Source organism: Vibrio sp. E150_011, from assembly GCF_053544015.1.
On the sequence record NZ_JBHFOL010000009.1, the window covers coordinates 98,105 to 118,965 of the forward strand.

Here is a 20,861-nt window from a genome sequence, read left to right on the forward strand (position 1 = left end):
GATTGTATCGAAATAGGGGTAAGTGCTTGGTTGTGTAAGATAAAATCCTGACATTTCCATGAAATAAAAAAGTTGGCGAAAATCATAAGGTTGACTTACACTTTTCACAGTTAGGCTGTTATGTTGTTGATTGGTCGAACTAAATATGTGTTGTTGCGTTCGTAACAGCTAGGTATGAAATAGCTTTGAGGGGAGTTTTATGGCGCTCACAAAAGCCGATTTGGCTGAGAACCTGTTTGAGAAACTCGGGTTTAGTAAACGGGATGCCAAGGAAACGGTAGAAGTATTTTTTGAAGAAGTCAGAAAATCACTCGAAAATGGCGAGCAGGTAAAGCTGTCTGGTTTCGGTAATTTTGATCTTCGAGACAAAAACGAACGTCCAGGTCGCAACCCTAAGACTGGAGAAGATATCCCTATCTCCGCTAGACGTGTCGTGACGTTTCGTCCAGGACAAAAACTGAAGGCTCGTGTTGAAAACATCAAACTAGATTAATATTTGATTGTTACGAAAAGACCACGCAATGCGTGGTCTTTTTGTTTCTGGTGATGATGTTATTACTGTCATTAAGCGTAATTACGCGGCTTGAATATGCGTAGTGATATAAGGTTGCCATGCATTTTGATACAGCTCCATGGATTGGCGGCGTAGGCTAGTAATTTGAGCCGTTTCAATGTCGTTCAAAGAACGATTGTGTGTAGCTGCATTTCGCTCAATACCTTGAATAATTTCATAAAGGTCATGTTCTGGTCCGTTCTTAACATCTGCAATGGCTTTTAAGTGCAGCTGAACCTCCGCGACAATACCCGTTTTAGGAAGTTGTACTAAAAGATTAAGGTCTCTATAGCCGGATGGGTTAGGGGACTTAAATCGATTCTTCACTCTAACGACCTTAGCCTCTCGGCTGAGGGCTTCAAATGCACTGACCAATGAAGATACATCATTTGCGACGATGGTCGCTCGAGCCAAATCGGTAATTTGGTTTACTTCACCGTTTAACTCAGTATTGATTTTTTCCAGAGCGCGCTCTGACGATTTAACACCTGAAAATTGTGCGTCAGTTTGAGTCAGTAATGCTGTGCTTTTACACAACGATTCTAACTCATGTTGAGCCTGATGGGCTTTGCTGTACAACACATCAAAATCCGCATGCGGTTGCGCGACATCGGTATCGACAGGGTTAATACCATAAAGGCCACTGAGACTATGTTTAAAGTTCGATGGACTTATTTGGTTTTGTTCTTGGTTCCCTTTTGTCTGGTTAGAGTTGGATTCATCAAGCGGAGCCGCAAATGCTGGTGCGCGGCTGAGTACCAACAGCGTTAGTGCTGCGGCACGGAAAAACATGCTCATGCTCTCTCCTGGTTACGTTACAAAAACGGTGTAAAAAAAGTGCTATAACGTTTGGAGTAGTGCTAACTATGATATGGGGACAGTTATTTGGTTACCAAGTCAGTTGTTAAGGTCTTTAAGCAAATTGTGATGCCTGTCTCATAGAAATAATACCCCAGCTAGACATGACTTTTTGTCCTCAATCTGTAAACTCTACGTTAACCATTATCCACACCTAAAATGAATCTAAAATGAACGACTTTGAGCTTTGGCACAATAAATGGGCAGCAAACAAAATTGGTTTTCATCTTGAGGATGTGAACCCACTTTTGATAGAACATTGGCCAGTATTAGAACCGACCCGTGAGCAATCTGTATTTGTGCCATTGTGCGGTAAGTCAGAAGATTTGGTTTGGTTGGCGCAGCGTCACGATAACGTACAAGGAGTTGAGTTAAGCCAAATAGCGGTCCGCTCTTTTTTTGCGGAACACTTTTATACGCCACTCGTCACAACACTTAACCATCAATTTGAGCTGTATCAGTTTGATGAGCTTAATATTTATGTCGGGGATTTTTTTACAGCGCCAATAGAAAGTGTTGATTTGATTTACGATCGGGCGGCGTTAATTGCCATGCCTGCGGATATGCGCTTGCTTTACATCGATAAACTCAAGCAGGTGCTTAAACCGGGCGGTCGGATTTTGCTGGTGACTTTGGATTATATTCAAGACGAAATGGCTGGACCGCCATATAGCGTGCCGCAACTAGAAGTCGAAAACTATTTCGATAACGGTTTTCGTGTGACGCGTTTAGCAAGAGACGAAGCGGATAGTGAACACCGAAGGATTAAACAAGGGCTGAGTCATTTCTGTGAGGATGTGTGGCTAATTGAGTCGTTAAAATAGTCTGATCAGTGGTTAGTTTGGATATGATAATGAGAGATAGCGGCTATTTGGGCTACTATCTCTCTGCATTCATGTTTCAGGTTGGTGGAAAGCAGCGGGGGCGACAATCGTACAGTATGTAACAACCGTGCATACCGCTAATTAGGTTAGTAAACCACTTTCACGTGCTTCGCACTGTCAATCGCATCATCGATAGCGCTTTCAATCGACTTACGGCGAGTCAGAGAAACGCCTAGTCGGCGTCGACCATCAATATCAGGCTTACCAAATAAACGAACTTGTGTTTGAGGCATTGAAACCGCCTCAGATACACCGGTAAAACGAATGTTATCTGATGTGCCTTGCCCAAGAATTACTGCAGAAGCCGATGGGCCATACTGTGCGATGTGATTGATAGGCATGCCTGTGAATGCGCGCACATGAAGTGCAAACTCTGACATTTCTTGTGAAATGAGCGTCACTAAGCCAGTGTCATGTGGGCGAGGAGAGACTTCGTTAAAAATGACTTTATCTCCCTTTACAAATAATTCAACACCAAACAAACCATAACCACCAAGCGCATTAACCACTTGTTCAGCGGTATATTCAGCGGCTTTAGTCGCGTTTTCAGACATCACTTGTGGTTGCCACGATTCACGATAATCACCATCTTCTTGACGGTGCCCAATAGGCGCACAAAAAGACACACCGTCCACGGCACGGACAGTGAGTAGAGTGATCTCATAATCAAAATCGATGAAACCTTCTACGATGACACGTCCTGCACCAGTGCGTCCACCTTCTTGGGCATACGTCCAGGCGTTATCGATATCGTCTTGATTTTTAATGATACTTTGGCCTTTGCCTGAAGAACTCATTACGGGTTTTACGACGCAAGGGATACCAACGTATTCTACGGCGCTTACGAAGTCTTCGTAGCTGTCGGCAAAGCGATAAGGAGAGGTATTAAGGCCGAGCTCTTCCGCGGCAAGTCGACGAATACCTTCGCGGTTCATCGTCAACTTGGTGGCGTTTGCCGTTGGCACAACATTTAGCCCTTGAGCTTCAAGTTCCACCAGCTTTTCTGTGGCGATAGCTTCAATTTCTGGGACGACAAAATCAGGTTTTTCTTTTGTGATGATCGCTTCAAGTGCATCACCGTCTAGCATGTCGAGTACATAGCTGCGATGAGCAACTTGCATGGCTGGTGCGTTAGGATATCGATCGCACGCAATGACCTCTAATCCGAGACGCTGACATTCAATAGCGACTTCTTTACCAAGCTCGCCTGAGCCCAGTAATAACACTCGGGTAGCATTTTCATTCGTTGCGGTACCAAACATATTAGATCCTTGTGTATAAATCAGGAAAATTCCGGTGAATAATACTGATTTATACAGAAAAAGCAATCGTTTGCGCGCGTGTTTTATGCCGTAATTAAGAGAATCACTTTGAGTTGGGAAGGCAGACGTGCTTCAGCTTGGAAGCACGTTATTTATTGCTTAAATAGTAGCGTATTCGACCTGAATGTCTGGATTAATGGCTTCTAGCGTAGCTTGAGTGTCTGCTAGGTGGCTAATTTTGCCGTCAGCCATCTCAACCAAAGCAACGAGACTAATATCATTCAACGATTGTTTCGCCAATAATAGCTGAGCAAGTGCAACCTGTAGCGGCGGTAAACTAGGGTTAAACGCCGCATTTTCGGCATAAGCACCTTGAAATAAACGACCATCGTTCATCTTGATAGCAACGCCGCTAAGATTATTAGTATAAGGTGCATGGCTACGGTTCAATGCGTCAACGGCTTGCTTCATTAACAGACTGACATTGCTAATATCTTTACCGTGAGAAAGAGGCGTCATTAAACCATCAGTGATCCCTAAGTCCCCAGGACCAAATGCTTCAGGTAAGTATTGCTGTAATGTCATTTCGTCGCGTTCAGGCAACTGAACGACGAGCTGTTGGGCGGTGGTCAATTCATTCATAAATTGGCGGCAGTGCCCACAAGGACTGAAGTTAATGGTGATGTCTTTGACGCCTTGCTCACCTTTCATCCAAGCGTGACTTATCGCCGATTGCTCTGCGTGAACCGTTTGACCGAGCTGAGCACCAAGGAACTCCATATTGGCACCAAAATAGAGCTTACCAGACGTACCTCGAACAATTGCACCAACAAAGAACTCAGAAATAGGGGCATAGGAATATGCCGCTGCAAAAGGGAGCAACGCCAGGCGCAGCTCATTATCGGCAAGCCCTGAAAGAGAAAGCAGCGTTTCAAATTGGCTAGGGCTAAGCGTCGCATCGAATTGTTCATGGGTGACAATAGGTTCTAAGTACTGCTTAATGATTGCTGGCGCTTCATTGAGTACAGAGTCAAAACGATCTGTCATTCGTGTTCCCTTTATTTTCTATAAGTGTTTTTATTTATTCTATGTAACTTTATTATCACTTATATCGATCTGTGTCACAATTAATGGTGCAACAATGATTCATTTTGCATAATTAGAGTGATATCACGCAATGCTCGTTTGTTGGTGCATCAAGATGCGCAGCAACGATCTAGCAAGATACCTAGCTCAACCAGAACAGTAAGTGAGCCAAAATCGTAATTGCGCTCAGATAGTGACGTAATCACCATACTCGCTTAGCCCAAAACGTGATTTAACCAGAGAGCGAAGGCAAAAAACGAAGGTGCTAACACTGAGGTTATTATCCCACAAATAACCAAGGCCAATGAACTAAAAGCGGCATCTCTTGGATCTTTTTCGGCGCATGTTGCGGTTCCAAGTGCGTGGGAAACGGTGCCCATAGTCAGTCCTTTTGCAATCGGGTGTGTGACGCCGAGCAATTGATATAAAGGGTAAGCCAAGATCGCACCAAATAAGCCGACCAATAAAACAAGTATAGCGGCGATCGCAGGCTCACCACCTAAATGACTTGAGACTTCCATTGCGATTGGTGTAGTAACGGATTTACCTAATAAGCTCGCGACTAATTGCATGTCAGCACCTAGCCAAACCGCAATAACGGACGCGGTAAACATAGAGCCTACACTGCCTACCCCACAAGCTAAGATAATGATGCGCCAATTTGCGCGAATTTGTGGCAGTTGTTCATACAAAGGGTAGGCTAGGGCAACCACGGCTGGTTGCAATAGATAACTTATCCATTCGTTGTCTTGATAGTAAGTGTCGAAGGGCACATTAAAAATTAGCAATGTTGGAATAAGGATGGCGATACTTATCAATAATGGGTTGAACAGCGGGTTTTTGACTTTTTGTCCAATAAATCGAGCGATAAAGAACACGATAATTGTCGCGAATATCCACATTATTTATTCCCCTTTTTAAGAAATCTGTCTAAAAATACAGATAGACAAACGAGGACGATCATGGTGCCGCCGACTGCACTTGCAAGGATTGGAAGTGCATTATCGATAAGCGTATCGAAATGGTTCATTAACCCCACGCTAACGGGAACAAACAAAAGGATCATATAGCGTATAAAAGCGTGCGCACCCGGTTGAACGGCTTTGACGGGAAGAATCCCCGTCGCCATTAATGTAAAGAGTAACAGCATGCCGAAAACACTGCCCGGGATAGAGACATCGAGCAGGCTTTGGATCGTATTACCGGCAAACAAAGCGGCAAAAATTAAGGCAAAAGATAAGATGTAGTGAAGCACAGTTTTTATCATGACATTCTCTTCGACGGCGCTGGGCAAACAACAAATCACGTTATGCCCAATTTGAAAGTGGAAATGAATGAGTTGTAAAGGCTAACGTAAACGCTTTGGTAGCAATTGTTTTCCCTTCAGACTCATGTTTAGCAAGAAGGGAAGGACGCTCAAGACGTTAATTTTTCAACGTAGCGGTACACCGATTTCAATACGGTGAGTTTCTTCTCATCAGATTCGTTTTCCATCACCAGATTTTCTAGGTTGAACATATATTTTTCAATCCGGCTCTCGAAAAATTCTCGACAGTGGCCGGCCCACTTTTGTTGCTCGGTTTCATCAAGCGTCCAAGGATAATGTCGAGCACGATACCTAAACAGTAAAGGTTCAATTCTTGTATCACTAAAGCTGATGTCTAGCGCTGAAAGGTTGTTAGGGTCGGTCTCAAGAATGATATCCATCGCTGCGCGATCGGACGGCGAGAAAAACTGGCTATAAAGCTGAGTATCAACGTCGTTATCATTATCAAATTCGCGTTCGATATTGTACAAGCCAATCAATTTTTCTCGAATCTCAGGGTTCTTTTTGAGCAGAGCCAAGTTTGCTAAGCATTGTTGGCGGTCGATGCCGATTGCTTCTGCGTTGTCTGCGGTCAGTGTTTTAGCTGGGGCTAAGATTGGACATTTATTTAAATGGATTAATTTCAGTGGTACTGGAAGTTCATCTGGGGCAAGGTCGTCCCGTTTCGTGTAGAGGCGAGTATGTAACTCTTCTACTGTTAAATCTAAGATAGGTTGTGGATCTTTTGCTAAATCAGCCACAATAACAGCGTTTTGATTGGTTGGGTGCCAAGCAATAGGCACAACCCAACTGGTGTATTGACACTCGCGTCCAAGCATACCTGAGACATGCATAAGCGGAGTCATGTTAACAATATCAACCAGTTCGTTTAGTTTACGTTTCTGGCGCATCGAGTAAAAATAATCAAACAGTTTTGGCTGCGCCGCTTTCACTTTTTTGGCGAGTTCAATGGTTGCGATGACGTCAGCCATTGCGTCATGAGCATTTGCATGTTCAATGCCGTTAGCGATGGAAAGGTGCTCTAGCTTAAAACTGGTAAAGCCGTCCGCATTCTCTGGCCACTCAATCCCTTGCGGGCGCAGTGCATGACAGGTTCTCATCAAATCCAATAAATCCCAGCGTGAATTGCCGTTCTTCCAGCTCCACGCGTAAGGATCGATAAAGTTGCGGTAGCAGGTATAACGTGTGACTTCATCATCGAAGCGAATGCTGTTGTAGCCCAGGTTCGTCGTATTTGGTGTCGCCAACTCTTGATGGATCTTTTTGATGAACTCAGGTTCAGGTAATCCCTTTTCAATGCAGATTTGCGGTGTTATACCGGTGATCAACGCTGCTTCTGGAGAGGGGAGATAATCAGAAGGGGGTTGACAGTAAATGACTAAGGGTTCGCCTATAATGTTGAAATCCATATCGGTTCTAACACCAGCGAATTGACATGGACGGTCTTTAGCAGGGCTAATGCCCCATGTTTCATAATCAAAAAAGAAATAAGAGGGTTCGTGTTGAGACATGGGGTCTTTCCTTTGTTCCTATCAGGATGCGCGTTAGAGCACAGATATAGGGATACGACTGATTTAACTATTAGACCACTGCGTTAGGTTTAAGGCAAACGCCAAAAGCCCTATTCTAAGGTGATGACTAAATGCTTGAATAAATGGGTGAGTAGTTGTGTGAATAATCATCAGATTCTCACTCTTCGCCGCTTCACACGTTAAATGCGATGCGTTATGGTTAAGTGGATTTGAGGCATCCTCCCATCATGAACCTCAGTTAAGGAACTAACGTGTATCAACTTTATTACTATCCTAATAACGCGTCTCTAGCGCCTCATTTTATTTTGCATCACTTGGATGTGCCGTATGAATTAATTCTCGTCGATAGAGATAACCAGCATCATAAATCGGCAGATTACCTGAGATTAAACCCCGCAGGTCGTATTCCCACCCTTGTCGATGATGGGCAACCGATTTTCGAGAGCCCAGCAATTTGTGTACATTTAGCCGAAAAATATCCATCAAAAACCTTACTACCTAAAGTTGGGGATACTGAGCGACCATTGTTTTTTCAATGGATGATGTTTTTAACGAACACCTTACAAGCTGAATTGATGGTGCGGTATTACCCTCATAGACACACCGTGGATTCTAGCGCGATCGCCAGCATTATTGCTGCACAAGATATGAGGATTGGAGAAGCCTTAACCATCATCGATGAGCAACTCAGTAAAGGTCAGTATTTACTTGGTGATCAGCTTTCAGCTTGTGACTTTTTCTTGTTTATGCTCTCTGAGTGGGCCTTAACGATTTCTCCGTCTCCAATGCAATATCGCTATCTAGGGCAATACCTAGAAAGATTATCTTGGCACCCAACCATCGCGGCTGTTTGTGGAATTGAAGGGATTAGCCTTATACCGTTTCGGTTGTCTGAGTGATGGCCACTATTTATTTACATGCGAATGGTTTTTTATTTACATGTGAATAATCTGTTTATGTACGAGCGATTCGTCTTCTGATTTAACTGAGAATAGACTTTGCAAGCGTTGCGCTATCGCAAAACGGATGAGTAATGATTCGGCTTAGCGTTTAAAATTTAATTGCGACACATAAATGTTAATTACATGTAACTCATATGTCATATAGTCAGCGCATTATCACTTTCATATATTATTAGTAGCCTTACCCAAAAGGCTTAACCGGTAGAAGAAAGGAAGTTCTGTGAAGCTATTTAATCATGACCATGATCAACGCCCTCTTAAGCACGAGCCTGAATTTAACAAGTTTGTTGACGCTGCTGCAGCAAATGAAGCATTGCTCCAATCACGTCGCTCTTTCCTCAAAGCAACGGGTGCGGCCGGCACGGTTGGTTTCTTTGCTGCGAGTCCTGTCAACAGCGCTATCGCCAATACCATGGCGAAAGACTCACCCTTGCTGGGTTTTGACGCTATTCCTATTTCTACTTCTGATTCGGTTAAGGTTGCAGAGGGCTACCAAGCCGATGTGTTGATATCATGGGGCGATCCTCTTTTCAGCAATGCGCCGGGCTTTAAGCAATCCAATAACTCAAAAGCGCAAGAAAGGCAATTTGGTGATAACAATGACGGCATGACCTTTTTCTTACTTTCAGATGAAAGAGCGGTGTTAGTCGTTAATAATGAATACACCAATAATGAATATTTGTATGAGCATCAAGGTAAAAATATTTCTGCAGATGATGTGCGTAAAGCACAAGCGGCGCATGGTGTTTCAGTCGTTGAACTGTTAAAAATAAATGGACAATGGCAAGTAAATATTGAAGGTCGCCTAAACCGTCGAATAACCGCATTTTCCGAGATGGAAATGACGGGCGTCGCTGCGGGTCACACATTGTTAAAAACATCGGATGACAAATCGGGTAAAACCATCATGGGCACATTTAATAATTGTGCAAATGGTGAGACGCCATGGGGCACCTATTTAACATGTGAAGAAAACTTTAACGGCTATTTTGCCAACACCTCAGGGGCAGCTCTTTCGGAATCGTATGACCGTTATGGACTGGCAGACCAAGATAGGGGTTACGAGTGGTATAAGCATGACTCGCGTTTCGATATGGCCAAGGAGCCTAACGAACCCCATCGCCATGGGTGGGTTGTTGAGATTGATCCGATGAACCCAAATTCGACACCAAAGAAACGCAGTGCTCTCGGTCGATTTAAGCACGAGAATGCGGCACTAATGGTGAATGACGATGGTCATGTTGTTGTTTACTTAGGGGATGACGAACGCGGCGAGCACCTTTACAAATTTGTGTCCAAAAATAAATTTGTCAAAGGCGCGGACAGTAACCGAGATTTGTTAGAGGAAGGCACCTTGTATGTCGCTAAATTTGTTGGCGAAGAAGGTGAGTTGGCGGGACAAGGTCAATGGATTGAATTGACCTGGGGCAAAAATGGTTTAACGCCTGAGAATGGTTTCGCAGACCCTGCCTCGGTCATGATTTTTGCTCGAATGGCCGCAACGCAAGTCGGTGCAACCACCATGGATCGTCCTGAATGGGTAGCCGTACACCCAGATAAGCAATCGGTATTTTGTACGCTCACGAATAACAAATATCGTGGTGTAAAAGAGAATCAACCGTTAAATGCGGTTAGCCCACGAGAAAAAAATCCTTACGGACATATAGTTCGTTGGCGACCAACGGAAGGAAATCACACCGCTGAATCTTTCGAGTGGGATATCTATGTGTTAGCCGGTAACCCTGATGTACATGAGTCTGGCTTGATGGCTGGTTCTGATAACATCAACCAAGACAACATGTTTAATAGCCCCGACGGTATCGGATTTGACCGTGCAGGACGACTATGGATTCAAACTGACGGTAAATACTCAAACAAGGGGGATTTCGCTGGAATGGGCAACAATCAGATGTTGTGTGGTGATCCTAAAACGGGAGAAATTCGCCGATTCCTAACCGGGCCAATAGCCTGTGAGATTACCGGTTTAACGTTGTCACCGGATAATAAAACCATGTTCGTTGGGGTTCAACATCCAGGCGAAGAATTGGCGCCGTCACATTTTCCTGATGGTGGAAAATCGATTCCTCGCTCTTCTGTTATGGCCATTACACGTAATGATGGCGGCGTGATAGGGGCGTAATTAGAGACTTAATAGCTGTCTATTAGAGAGTTAAAAGCTACATAATTAGAGAGTCAATAGCTACGTCATACTGACGTGGCTATTGCTTAGTGCTGCACATACACCATAGTTTGAAAACAAAAGAAGGGTTCTGAATTGTTCAGAACCCTTCTTTTGTTTAATCGTGAAATTGAGTCAATCCAAATGAATAATTGGCTTCTAAGTTGTCGCAAAAAAATTAACTTGTTTGTCTAATTTCTCAATGAGCACGTCTCTCTTAAAGGGCTTGGGTAAGTAGTCATCCATCCCACTATCAAAGCACTTTTGAATGTCGTCATCGAGCACCGAAGCGGTGAGCGCAATAATGTGTTTACGTGGCAGATTATTAGTGTCTTCGTATGCACGAATCAGCTTCGTCGCCTGAAAACCATCTACGATCGGCATCATACAATCCATTAGTATTAGGCCAATCGTGGCGTGTTGCTGCTGATAGAAGTCGACTGCTTCTTGGCCATTATTGGCGACGATAAATTCGATGCCCAGTTTTTTCAAATTGATCGTTACAATTTGTTGATTAACCTTATTATCCTCAACAATAAGAATGGTTGAGTTTTGAGCTGGTGCTTTGCTGCTCAATGGTGGGGATACCGTGATTACTTGTTCTAACGTCGATTTGATGGTGTTGCTCAATCGCATCCCATAAAGCGGTGCAGTTATGAAGGCAGAGACATCCAACTGAATACCGTCGATCACGGTGTGATTGTCACGTAAGAAAATAACATGAAATGGTTCGAAGGCGTTTTCTAGTGTCCGATAAGTACTTATATCGTCGACAACAACGACGGTGTGGGGAGGGGGAGTTGTTGTCAAAAACGCCTCTTTATCAACGTGATTTGACTGGAACCCGAACCGATGTAACTCATCCATTAACAGTGGGTTACTATGGTCAGACACATACACGACATGAGTTTGGTTTTCTTGTTTGAGCTGTTGGTCGTCGAGCTCAAACGTTAACCTGAATGAAAACTCACTGCCTTGTCCTTTTACCGATTTTAGAGCGATTTTACCGCCCATCATGTCAACCATTTTTGAGGAAATAGCAAGACCTAACCCTGTACCACCATATTGTTGTGAAGTGGAGGTATCCTCTTGCTTAAATTCTTCAAAAATATGGGCTTGCTTATCGCTATCAATACCCAGCCCTGTATCGGTTACCGATAAGAATAGGGTCACAGTATTGGTGGAGGATGCACAGAGCTTAGCTGCAAACGTAATAGAACCAGTTTCAGTGAATTTAATCGCGTTGGAGGCAAGGTTCATGAGTACTTGTCTAACCTTTTGCTCATCTGCTTTCACGTAGTTTGGAATATCGGAGTCTATATTGATGTCGATGTTAATGGATTTTTGTTGTGCTTTAGGTGCAATTAACGCTGCGGTGTCAAAGACGACTTCTTTTATCGCGCAAGTATGCGGGCAAATCTCCAGATGACCGGACTCGATTTTAGATAGGTCTAAGATGTCGTTAATCAGCATCAATAATGTTTGAGACGATGAATTAATGGTCGACAAATAATCTTTTTGAATGGCAGTGAGCTTAGAATCTGACAAGATTTCGGTCATGCCTAATATGCCATTGAGTGGGGTTCTAATTTCATGGGACATATTAGCAAGAAAGGCACTTTTTGCTCGGTTTGCTTGTCGTTCGTGTTCTCGAGCATTAATCAATTGTTTTTCGAGTGAAGATGTCTGCCGAATGACATAAAGTAATGTCAGTATAATCGCGGCGACTAATGCGATAGTTGCTAACACACGGTAATTTTCATAACTCGTGATCTGTCTTGATATTTGCTCAGGGAGGACTTTGAATATGGCGTCAAGTTTCATTTCAAGTTGGTGGACGGTTGATCGTAAATCACCATGTCTACCGCTGTTATGATTGTAGCCAAAGTCTTCATAAGCAGATTGAAGGGCATAAAATGACAGCTTAAATTCAGCAAACGCGCTAAACAATGCAAACGAATGATGACGTTCTGTTATCGCTGACTCCATCTGCTCAAGGGTATGTTCAATGCGAGCCAAGGTTGATGAATCAAAATCAGAAAAAAACTGAAACATCAAATCTTGGGTAGTCAGTGCCATGTTATCGAGAGCGGAATCATTCGCTTTGACGAGCTGATGCCCTAACGTAAGGGTGCGGTCCTTGAAGTGGTCAATCAGTCCGTTTTGTTTGTCATTGCCGTGAATCACTACAACCAGATCAGCCAAAGATAAAAAAGATTCAACATAGTCGTCAACATAGGCAAGTGCTTGTTGGCTGGAATATTCGATACTGATATCGGACTCGATAAGTTTTGCGTTCACTTCACCAAGCTGAATCATCAAACTCTTATAACTGTCACTCATCTTTTCAATATATTGACTATCGACACGAGCGATAAAATCTTTCTCATGACGTCGCATCATTAGCATCCCATTTGATGCGGTTAATATGTCGGACTTTAACGCCATTAGCTGGTTTTTAGCTCGCTCTACCGTGTATTCAGTATAAAAAAACAACGCCAAGAAGCCTAAAATAGTGACGGCACCAGTAATGAGTGTTTTACGAATCTGACGCGCATGGGATGGTTCGTTTTGCTGCATTAATTCAAGTCCTTTTGATACGGCTATGAGCAGTGTTTAGTGTATATCAAATTGCCCTGTAACAAAAATGTCACATTGTCGTTTGTTCGAAATCTCGACTCGACTAAGCGAAATATCACAGAGGTAACTTTCTGTAATATTTTAGTTGATTGACGTGGGGGTTTTATAAAACATGTTGTATTACGTAGGAAACGGCGTAATGACAGTCGGCTTAATGCGATATATACCCCTAAAGTGAGCAAGAATCTAAAGCCGCGCGTTTGACCGTCGATACTGTAGCCAAATTAATCATCATTTGGAGAGCAATATGCAGTGGTTTAACAATCTAAGTCTAAGAGTCAAGGTATTGATTCCCGTTATTCTGATGGCCACTATTTTTAGTGGGTTAGTGATTTACAACGTGGTTCTTTTTAGTAAACAGGCAGCGATCAACGATCAACTCAATGACGAAATACAACCTGTGATGAACTCCTTGGAGGACGCATATAGGGATTTTTACCAAGTGTCGACAGCCGGTTATGCATTTATTCTTGCCGAGAATAACGTTCAAGCGGTTGCTCAACAACGCTTTGAGTTTGAAGATAACGCTTATAATGCCGAACCAAGAGTGAGTAAGGTTCAAATCCTTCTTGATGCAGGGATCCTCGATCGACGTTTTGCACCTTACTTAAAGAAACTAATCTCAGATACAAACGTATTTGTCTCTGAATATGAGGCGTTGTTTGCCAACCCACAAACGGCGCGTCAGTATTTTGCGGATAAAGAAGAATCGGTGACGGCACTTTTTACTGATATCCGCAGCAATTTGAAAGTGATTTTAGACGAAATAGAGCGTCTGCAAGCACAAGCTCGATTGGATAGTGACCAAGCGGTCAAGAAAGCAGAGTTAGCGATGGAGGTAGGGACCGTTATTGCGATTATTCTGGCGCTTGTTATGGCCGTATTTGTCTCGACGTTAATTGTTGGACCGGTATTGGCGTTGGAAAAGTCATTGGCAGAGATTGCTTCTGGAGATGGTGACTTAACGCAACGAATCAAAGTGGACACCGTTGATGAAATAGGACAATTAGCTGGCTCATTTAATCGTTTCATCGAGCGTATTCAAGGCACGGTTACGGAAGTCATCGCGTCAACAGCACAGGTAAGAGAACATACGTCGTTGCTGACCAGTTTGGCTGGCCAAATTACACAAGCATCTCTTTCCCAGCAACAAGAGAGTGAAATGGTGGCGACCGCGATTAATGAAATGCGCGCGACAAGTGACAACGTGAGTGAAAATGCCCACGAAGCTGCACAAGCGACTGACCGAAGTACCGATGAAGCTAGGCATGCGAACGACGGAATTGGATTAACGGTAACAGCGATAGAAGGTCTTGCCCAAGAGTTGGTGACATCAGAAGAAAGCGTACACAGGCTAACATGTGATGTGACGAATATCGCTTCTGTACTCGATGTGATTCGTGGGATAGCAGAGCAAACTAATTTACTGGCGTTGAATGCGGCTATTGAAGCGGCGCGGGCAGGAGAGCAAGGGCGAGGTTTTGCCGTTGTCGCAGATGAAGTTCGTTCATTGGCGAGTAAAACACAAGAAAGTACCGGAGATATTCAAACCATGATTGAGCGTTTGCAGCAAGGCGCTACGGTGATGGTTGATGCCATGTCGTCCAGTCGTACTACCAGTAATGAGACGATAGTACTGGTTCAAGCAGCATCATCATCTTTAGCCGAAATTACTAACTCGATTACGATCATCAATGACATGAATGCACATATTGCGACCGCAGCGACCGAACAGACAGCAGTGAGTGAAGAGTTAAATGGTAGTATTCAAAAAATTGCTTCAGATAGTCACAAAATGTCAGACATTATAAAGCAAGCTGAAAAAGCTTGTTTGACTTTAGAATATCGATGTGCGGACTTAGACAAAGCAGTGGGGAAATTCAAAGTTTAATTGCTATTTATTTTGCGGTTAACATATCAAATTATTGATGTATCACGAAAGTGATATGTCAATAATTTTCCGTCAACGTATCGATAATAAAATATATTTGGCCTCAGATATAAATCAAGTGTACTCATGGTAATCGGCAGTTAGATCGTCGCTCCGTTCTTGGTAATATCATTTTAATCATTACCTTATATTATTAGTGTTAACGATAGCAATAATTACAAATGAATCAATAAAATTAATAACTATCATTACTTGTTGTTTTTAAAAGGTTTGTTGTGTTGTCATGGGTTAATTTAAATAATGAAATTATCATTTGTCACACTGCTATATTAATGTTTTATTAAACCTCTTTGCTTTCTATTTTTTGTAATATTTGCTGCGTAGCTTTGATTGTAAATAAATAACCCTTTGCGATTTGAACTGGTATTTAATAACAAGTTATTTAATGATGCATTACTTAATTAGAATGGAGTCAAGGGATGAATAAGCTCGCATTAATAACAGGGTCGAAAGGGGGTATTGGTTCTGCAATATCATCACGTCTTGTTGGAAATGGTTATAGGCTAGTAGCTACGTATTATACTGGCAATTATGAATGTGCGAAAGAATGGTTTGAAGAAAAAGGTTTTTCTGATGATCAAGTACGCTTATTTGAACTGGATGTTACGAATACCGAAGAGTGTCATCAGAAGCTTGAACAACTTCAAGAAGAAGAGGGTACATTCGATCTCGTGGTCAATAATGCAGGAATTACACGAGATGGCCAGTTTAAGAAAATGAAAGCGGATGCGTGGTTTGACGTGATTAATACGAATTTGAACAGTGTATTTAACGTCACTCAACCTGTATTTTCAGCAATGTGTGAGAAAGGTGGTGGGCGCGTTATTAATATCTCTTCAGTGAATGGCCAGAAGGGACAATTTGGCCAGACTAACTACTCGGCTGCTAAGGCTGGCATGATTGGTTTTTCAAAAGCACTGGCTGCTGAAGGTGCTCGCTCTGGCGTGACGGTCAATGTCATTGCGCCCGGGTATACCGGCACACCAATGGTCGAGGCAATGCGAGAGGAAGTCCTTGATTCAATCAAGGGGTCGATCCCACTTAAACGATTAGCGCGACCTGAAGAAATAGCGGCAGCGGTCGCTTTTTTAGCAAGTGATGATGCCGCTTATATTACGGGTGAAACCTTGTCTGTCAATGGCGGTTTATACATGGCTTAACGGAGCACTTATTATGGAAAAAATATATATCGTCGCCGCAAAACGTACTCCGATTGGTAGTTTTGGAGGGAGTCTGAAAAATTATTCAGCTGGGCTGTTAGCGGCTGAAGCGATCAAGGGTGCCCTAGCATCTTGCCCTGTTGATGTTAAAGACATTGATGAAGTCATTGTTGGTCATGTTGTCAGTGCTAATCAAGGAATGGGTGTGGGCAGACAAGCGGCTATTTATGCTGAAATCCCAGACGAGGTACCGGCATATTCACTGAACATGGTATGTGGAAGTGGTATGAAATCGATCATGGATGCCGTTGCTCATATAAAGGCAAATGAAGCCGAGGTCGTGGTTGCGGCTGGTGTTGAAGTCATGTCCCAAATACCTTTTGCATTACCTGCGACGGCTCGCTTTGGCCATAAAATGGGTGATATGTCAGCTAAAGATTTGTTGGTTTCCGACGGGTTAACCGATGTCTTCAATCGCTACCATATGGGCGTGACCGCGGAAAATGTGGCTAAACATGTCGGTATTTCTCGTGCGGAACAAGATGTTTATGCGATAGAAAGTCAAATGAAAGCAGTATCGGCGATAGAAGCAGGTCGTTTTGCCGATGAAATTGTGCCAGTCGACATTACGGTGAAACGTCAAATCGTTTCATTTGCAACAGATGAATACCCGAAATCAGATGCCACGTTAGCTGGATTAACGAAGCTTAGGCCAGCCTTTGATAAAGAGGGGTCAGTTACGGCTGGGAATGCATCGGGTATAAACGACGGTGCGAGCGCGGTCGTGGTTGCCTCGGAAAGCGCAGTAAAACGCATGGGCTTAACACCGATCTGTGAAATCGTCGCGACAGCTCAAAGTGGGCTTAATCCCAATATCATGGGGTTAGGTCCAGTAAAAGCCGTTCACAACGCGTTAGAAAAAGCGCAGCTTTCGATATCCGATATTGATACGTTTGAGTTTAACGAGGCGTTTGCCGCGCAAGCGATAGGTGTCATTCGAACTCTCGCTGATGACTATGCTATTTCTGCAGAATCAATTATTGAAAAAACGAACCCTAATGGTGGTGCAATCGCACTTGGTCATCCACTTGGTGCATCAGGGAATCGCATTGTCGTTACCTTGGTACATGAAATGCTACGCGAGCAGCACGAATATGGCGTCGCTTCACTATGTGTTGGAGGCGGCATGGGTACAGCCATTGTCGTCAAACGTTGTTAATCAAATTTAATCCCAATATCACTATTATTTTTTAGGAGACACCGTTATGTATACAGATATGTTTAAGATGTTTAATGAGCAGTCAGAAAAAACGATTGAACCATACACCAAGTTTAATCAATTAATGACGAAGAATATTGAGACGATGACTGAGTTACAGTTGAATGCAATGCGTTCATATACTGAGTTAGGCCTATCACAAATGAAAGCTGTTGCTGAAATTAAGGATGTGTCTTCGTTGACGGTTTTTAGCACTCAACAGGTCACATCACTAACTCGCCTATCTCAACAAATGGCAGACGACAGCAATAAGCTGCAAAAAGTGGCGAAAGAGTTTAAAGACGACCTTGAAGCACTCACAACCGAAACAATAAAAACGAATACACCGGCATAATTGGCGCTGGGGTGTAAATACCAAGGGTTTCGAGTGCACTAGTGTTCGAGACCCTTTTTTAATTGATAGGAAAAGGGTTTGAGTTATGTTTCAAAACTTTTTTTCGGACTACCTTGTAACGCTGCAGGAAAGTAACCAGAAATGGTGGCAAGACTTCGAGCAAGGCAAGGCAGCCGCGAGTAACCCGCTCTCGACAGCGATGCATGAACTGAATATAGAAGATACGGCTCGGTTTATGGAAAAAGCATCTCAGCAACCGGCTGTGATGTTGGATATCCAGATGAATTGGTGGATGCAACAGTTAGAGATTTGGCAAAATGCAGCATTGGGTAACGAAAAGGCCGATATCGTTAATTCGGAAAAAGGCGATCGTCGTTTTGAAGACCGCGCCTGGAGTGAGGAAGCGTTTTATAACTGTATAAAACAATCGTATGTGTTGTTTACTCAAACGTACCTAAACACCATCAATTCTGTCGAAGGTGTTGATGAGAAAGCAAAGGAGCGTTTGTCGTTTTTCTCTCGCCAAACATTGAATGCCCTTTCTCCTAGTAATTTTATCGCGACCAATCCAGAACTACTTAAGCTGACACTTGAGCAAAATGGTGAAAACTTGTTGGCGGGCATGCAGCAACTTCAAGAAGATATGAAGTCTAGTGCCGATGTGTTGAAGATTCGTATGACCAATACTCAATCTTTTGAAATTGGTGAGCATATTGCGAGCACTGCAGGGGAGGTTGTTTACCAAAATGAGTTATTCGAGCTCATTCAGTATCGCCCACTAACGGAAAAAGTGAACACGACGCCATTGCTTATTGTTCCTCCGTTTATCAACAAGTATTACATTCTTGATCTTCGCGAACAAAACTCGATGGTGAAGTGGTTACTTGAACAAGGTCAAGCGGTCTTTATGATGTCTTGGCGTAACCCAGGCGTCGAACAGGCACAAATTGAGTTTGGTGATTACGTTACAGAGGGTGTCGTCAAAGCGGTGACGGCAATCGAATCAATAACCGGTCGTGAGCAAGTTAACGCTGCAGGTTACTGTATTGGTGGCACGGTTCTAGCGTCGACGATCGCTTATTATGCGGCGAAACGAATGAAAAAGCGCATTGCCTCTGCGTCATTCTTTACCACGTTACTTGATTTTTCCCAACCGGGTGAAGTCGGAGCGTATATCAATGACCCTATTATCAACGCGATAGAAGCTCAAAATAACGCACAGGGATTCATGGATGGACGCTCACTTAGTGTGACGTTTAGTCTGTTGCGAGAGAACAGCCTATATTGGAATTACTATATAGATAACTATCTCAAGGGCGAAAGCCCTGTTGACTTCGATCTTCTTTATTGGAATAGCGATAGCACAAACGTTACCGCGTCTACTCATAATTTTCTATTGCGGAGCCTCTACTTGGAAAATCGTCTTATAGAAGACAAAGGCGTGAAAATAGGAGGCGTTTGGATAGATCTCAATAAAATAAACGTGCCGAGTTATTTTATCTCGGCCAAGGACGATCATATTGCGCTGTGGCAAGGTACTTACAGAGGCGCATTAAAAGTCGGCGGTAGCAAAACGTTTGTATTGGGAGAGTCAGGTCATATCGCAGGTATTGTGAATCATCCAGCGAAAGACAAATATGGCTTTTGGGTAAATTGCTCCTTAGAAGAGTCACCTGAGGAATGGATGGCAAATGCCGCACACCAGAAGGGTTCTTGGTGGATTCATTGGAATAACTGGCTGAATCAGTTTAACGAACAAGAATGGATAGAACCATTTTCTATTGGTAACAGTGACTATCCCGTGCTTGGTACAGCCCCTGGTCAATACGTTCGACAAACACTGCCAATTAAGCATTCGCCTGTAGAAGAGCAAATAGCGATGCCCAATATTGCAACGGTGTAACACAGAGCAACTATTGCTTTATGTCGTATGAAGAAGTCACGGAATGTGGCTTCTTTTTTACGTGAGGCATAACGTAACGCAGGCCAATGTATCCGTAAAATACTTTTTTTTATGGTAGGGATCCTTAATATGAATGATGTATTGGAAAATATTGAGGTTATGATGAAGTTTGAGACGTTAGAACAAAAAGTAAGCTACATTATGGGGCGAGAAATCGCTGTCGAATTAGCGAAGAAATCGTTTCCAAAAATGAACATCAAGATTATTCAAGAAGCAATCATGGATACATTTTTACAAAAAGAGTGGCCATTTGATTCTGACAACGCTGAGTCGCTAAAAAATGAACTTGAAGCACAGCAAAAATCTGCTCAAGCGACGCTAGAGCAACAAAAAGCCAATCGTGAATATGAATTCTTTAGTAAGAATGCGCTCCGTACATCGGTGGTGACGCATAGCTCTGGCATTCAATATGAAATTATCGATAACGGTGCGCAATCTGCTGAGATTGTCCCTGAAAGTAAAGTCTCGATCCGACATAAAACGTGGTTGCTCAACGGGCAGCAAGTGGATGGTTCAACTCACCTGGCAACACCTCTAACAGTGCAATTACACCAAGTTCCCTTGTCATGGTTGATCGTTTTGAAACAGATGAATATTGGAGCAACATGGCGATTGTATGTACCAGGGCATCTAGCTTATAAAGAAAATGCTCACCAAAGTGTGCCAGCGGATACCGCCATCATCTTTGATTTACACATCGAGAGCGTAACTTAGATTTATATGTGGAAAAATAATAATACCCAGCATTTAGTGTTGGGTATTTTTGTTTATTCGGTAAGCTTTTTGACTAGTGATGCGTGATATTATTTTTTCTAATGTCACTTTTAAAAGATATTAATATATTAAACCTGTTTCAATGTTTGTTTTTATGCTGAAAATGGCGATATATGT

The 20,861-nt window shown here is 43.0% G+C and carries 17 protein-coding genes; 10 read left to right on the plus strand and 7 right to left on the minus strand.

The window, feature by feature from the left end:
* Nucleotides 1-199: 199 nt before the first annotated feature.
* Nucleotides 200-493: an integration host factor subunit alpha gene (ihfA, locus tag ACE1OE_RS14970; protein WP_102467832.1), complete on the plus strand. Its 294-nt coding sequence runs from the start codon at nucleotides 200-202 to the stop codon at nucleotides 491-493.
* An 81-nt stretch (nucleotides 494-574) separates the two neighbouring features.
* On the opposite strand, the gene ACE1OE_RS14975 is transcribed toward ihfA, so the two are convergent.
* Complete coding sequence (locus tag ACE1OE_RS14975; protein WP_102467831.1) at nucleotides 575-1,351, minus strand: RelA/SpoT domain-containing protein; 777 nt, start codon at nucleotides 1,349-1,351, stop codon at nucleotides 575-577.
* 230 nt (nucleotides 1,352-1,581) lie between these two features.
* On the opposite strand from ACE1OE_RS14975, the gene ACE1OE_RS14980 reads away from it, so the two are divergent.
* On the plus strand, nucleotides 1,582-2,235 hold the full coding sequence (locus ACE1OE_RS14980) for a thiopurine S-methyltransferase (RefSeq protein ID WP_102467830.1): 654 nt from the start codon (nucleotides 1,582-1,584) through the stop codon (nucleotides 2,233-2,235).
* Nucleotides 2,236-2,381: 146 nt separating this feature from the next.
* On the opposite strand, the gene purT is transcribed toward ACE1OE_RS14980, so the two are convergent.
* From purT to sbcB, 5 genes are all read right to left on the minus strand, one after another.
* A complete protein-coding gene (gene purT, locus ACE1OE_RS14985; protein ID WP_449211533.1) occupies nucleotides 2,382-3,557 on the minus strand; it encodes a formate-dependent phosphoribosylglycinamide formyltransferase in 1,176 nt (391 codons plus the stop codon).
* A gap of 159 nt (nucleotides 3,558-3,716) precedes the next feature.
* Nucleotides 3,717-4,604 (minus strand): cytidine deaminase, encoded by an 888-nt coding sequence (gene cdd, locus ACE1OE_RS14990; RefSeq protein ID WP_102467828.1) that lies wholly within the window; start codon nucleotides 4,602-4,604, stop codon nucleotides 3,717-3,719.
* A 254-nt stretch (nucleotides 4,605-4,858) separates the two neighbouring features.
* Nucleotides 4,859-5,545 (minus strand): CidB/LrgB family autolysis modulator, encoded by a 687-nt coding sequence (locus ACE1OE_RS14995; RefSeq protein WP_102467827.1) that lies wholly within the window; start codon nucleotides 5,543-5,545, stop codon nucleotides 4,859-4,861.
* On the minus strand, nucleotides 5,545-5,910 hold the full coding sequence (locus ACE1OE_RS15000; protein ID WP_372060245.1) for a CidA/LrgA family protein: 366 nt from the start codon (nucleotides 5,908-5,910) through the stop codon (nucleotides 5,545-5,547). The genes ACE1OE_RS14995 and ACE1OE_RS15000 overlap by 1 nt, the downstream gene beginning before the upstream one ends.
* Before the next feature lie 149 nt (nucleotides 5,911-6,059).
* Nucleotides 6,060-7,481 (minus strand): exodeoxyribonuclease I, encoded by a 1,422-nt coding sequence (gene sbcB / locus ACE1OE_RS15005; RefSeq protein ID WP_449211534.1) that lies wholly within the window; start codon nucleotides 7,479-7,481, stop codon nucleotides 6,060-6,062.
* Between the two features lie 272 nt (nucleotides 7,482-7,753).
* Between sbcB and ACE1OE_RS15010 the strand changes: the two genes are divergently transcribed.
* Nucleotides 7,754-8,401 (plus strand): glutathione S-transferase family protein, encoded by a 648-nt coding sequence (locus ACE1OE_RS15010; protein WP_449211535.1) that lies wholly within the window; start codon nucleotides 7,754-7,756, stop codon nucleotides 8,399-8,401.
* A 283-nt stretch (nucleotides 8,402-8,684) separates the two neighbouring features.
* Nucleotides 8,685-10,604, plus strand: a complete 1,920-nt coding sequence (locus ACE1OE_RS15015) for a PhoX family protein (protein WP_449211536.1) — start codon at nucleotides 8,685-8,687, stop codon at nucleotides 10,602-10,604.
* Nucleotides 10,605-10,802: 198 nt separating this feature from the next.
* Here ACE1OE_RS15015 and ACE1OE_RS15020 read toward each other — a convergent pair whose 3' ends face one another.
* On the minus strand, nucleotides 10,803-13,223 hold the full coding sequence (locus ACE1OE_RS15020; RefSeq protein ID WP_449211537.1) for an ATP-binding protein: 2,421 nt from the start codon (nucleotides 13,221-13,223) through the stop codon (nucleotides 10,803-10,805).
* Between the two features lie 307 nt (nucleotides 13,224-13,530).
* On the opposite strand from ACE1OE_RS15020, the gene ACE1OE_RS15025 reads away from it, so the two are divergent.
* From ACE1OE_RS15025 to ACE1OE_RS15050, 6 genes are all read left to right on the plus strand, one after another.
* Nucleotides 13,531-15,174 (plus strand): methyl-accepting chemotaxis protein, encoded by a 1,644-nt coding sequence (locus ACE1OE_RS15025; RefSeq protein WP_449211538.1) that lies wholly within the window; start codon nucleotides 13,531-13,533, stop codon nucleotides 15,172-15,174.
* 479 nt (nucleotides 15,175-15,653) lie between these two features.
* A complete protein-coding gene (locus tag ACE1OE_RS15030) occupies nucleotides 15,654-16,394 on the plus strand; it encodes an SDR family oxidoreductase (RefSeq protein ID WP_102467820.1) in 741 nt (246 codons plus the stop codon).
* A gap of 13 nt (nucleotides 16,395-16,407) precedes the next feature.
* Complete coding sequence (locus tag ACE1OE_RS15035) at nucleotides 16,408-17,613, plus strand: acetyl-CoA C-acetyltransferase (protein WP_449211539.1); 1,206 nt, start codon at nucleotides 16,408-16,410, stop codon at nucleotides 17,611-17,613.
* Nucleotides 17,614-17,659: 46 nt separating this feature from the next.
* Nucleotides 17,660-18,007: a phasin family protein gene (locus ACE1OE_RS15040; RefSeq protein ID WP_102467818.1), complete on the plus strand. Its 348-nt coding sequence runs from the start codon at nucleotides 17,660-17,662 to the stop codon at nucleotides 18,005-18,007.
* A gap of 85 nt (nucleotides 18,008-18,092) precedes the next feature.
* On the plus strand, nucleotides 18,093-19,910 hold the full coding sequence (gene phaC, locus ACE1OE_RS15045; RefSeq protein WP_449211540.1) for a class I poly(R)-hydroxyalkanoic acid synthase: 1,818 nt from the start codon (nucleotides 18,093-18,095) through the stop codon (nucleotides 19,908-19,910).
* 129 nt (nucleotides 19,911-20,039) lie between these two features.
* On the plus strand, nucleotides 20,040-20,684 hold the full coding sequence (locus ACE1OE_RS15050) for an FKBP-type peptidyl-prolyl cis-trans isomerase N-terminal domain-containing protein (protein WP_449211541.1): 645 nt from the start codon (nucleotides 20,040-20,042) through the stop codon (nucleotides 20,682-20,684).
* Nucleotides 20,685-20,861: the final 177 nt, after the last annotated feature.

Coding starts and splice junctions, on each gene's coding strand:
- ihfA (WP_102467832.1), top strand. CDS start 200: ATGGCGCTCACAAAAGCCGATTTGGCTGAGAACCTGTTTGAGAAACTC.
- ACE1OE_RS14975 (WP_102467831.1), bottom strand. CDS start 1,351: ATGAGCATGTTTTTCCGTGCCGCAGCACTAACGCTGTTGGTACTCAGC.
- ACE1OE_RS14980 (WP_102467830.1), top strand. CDS start 1,582: ATGAACGACTTTGAGCTTTGGCACAATAAATGGGCAGCAAACAAAATT.
- purT (WP_449211533.1), bottom strand. CDS start 3,557: ATGTTTGGTACCGCAACGAATGAAAATGCTACCCGAGTGTTATTACTG.
- cdd (WP_102467828.1), bottom strand. CDS start 4,604: ATGACAGATCGTTTTGACTCTGTACTCAATGAAGCGCCAGCAATCATT.
- ACE1OE_RS14995 (WP_102467827.1), bottom strand. CDS start 5,545: ATGTGGATATTCGCGACAATTATCGTGTTCTTTATCGCTCGATTTATT.
- ACE1OE_RS15000 (WP_372060245.1), bottom strand. CDS start 5,910: ATGATAAAAACTGTGCTTCACTACATCTTATCTTTTGCCTTAATTTTT.
- sbcB (WP_449211534.1), bottom strand. CDS start 7,481: ATGTCTCAACACGAACCCTCTTATTTCTTTTTTGATTATGAAACATGG.
- ACE1OE_RS15020 (WP_449211537.1), bottom strand. CDS start 13,223: ATGCAGCAAAACGAACCATCCCATGCGCGTCAGATTCGTAAAACACTC.
- ACE1OE_RS15025 (WP_449211538.1), top strand. CDS start 13,531: ATGCAGTGGTTTAACAATCTAAGTCTAAGAGTCAAGGTATTGATTCCC.
- ACE1OE_RS15030 (WP_102467820.1), top strand. CDS start 15,654: ATGAATAAGCTCGCATTAATAACAGGGTCGAAAGGGGGTATTGGTTCT.
- ACE1OE_RS15035 (WP_449211539.1), top strand. CDS start 16,408: ATGGAAAAAATATATATCGTCGCCGCAAAACGTACTCCGATTGGTAGT.
- ACE1OE_RS15040 (WP_102467818.1), top strand. CDS start 17,660: ATGTATACAGATATGTTTAAGATGTTTAATGAGCAGTCAGAAAAAACG.
- phaC (WP_449211540.1), top strand. CDS start 18,093: ATGTTTCAAAACTTTTTTTCGGACTACCTTGTAACGCTGCAGGAAAGT.
- ACE1OE_RS15050 (WP_449211541.1), top strand. CDS start 20,040: ATGAATGATGTATTGGAAAATATTGAGGTTATGATGAAGTTTGAGACG.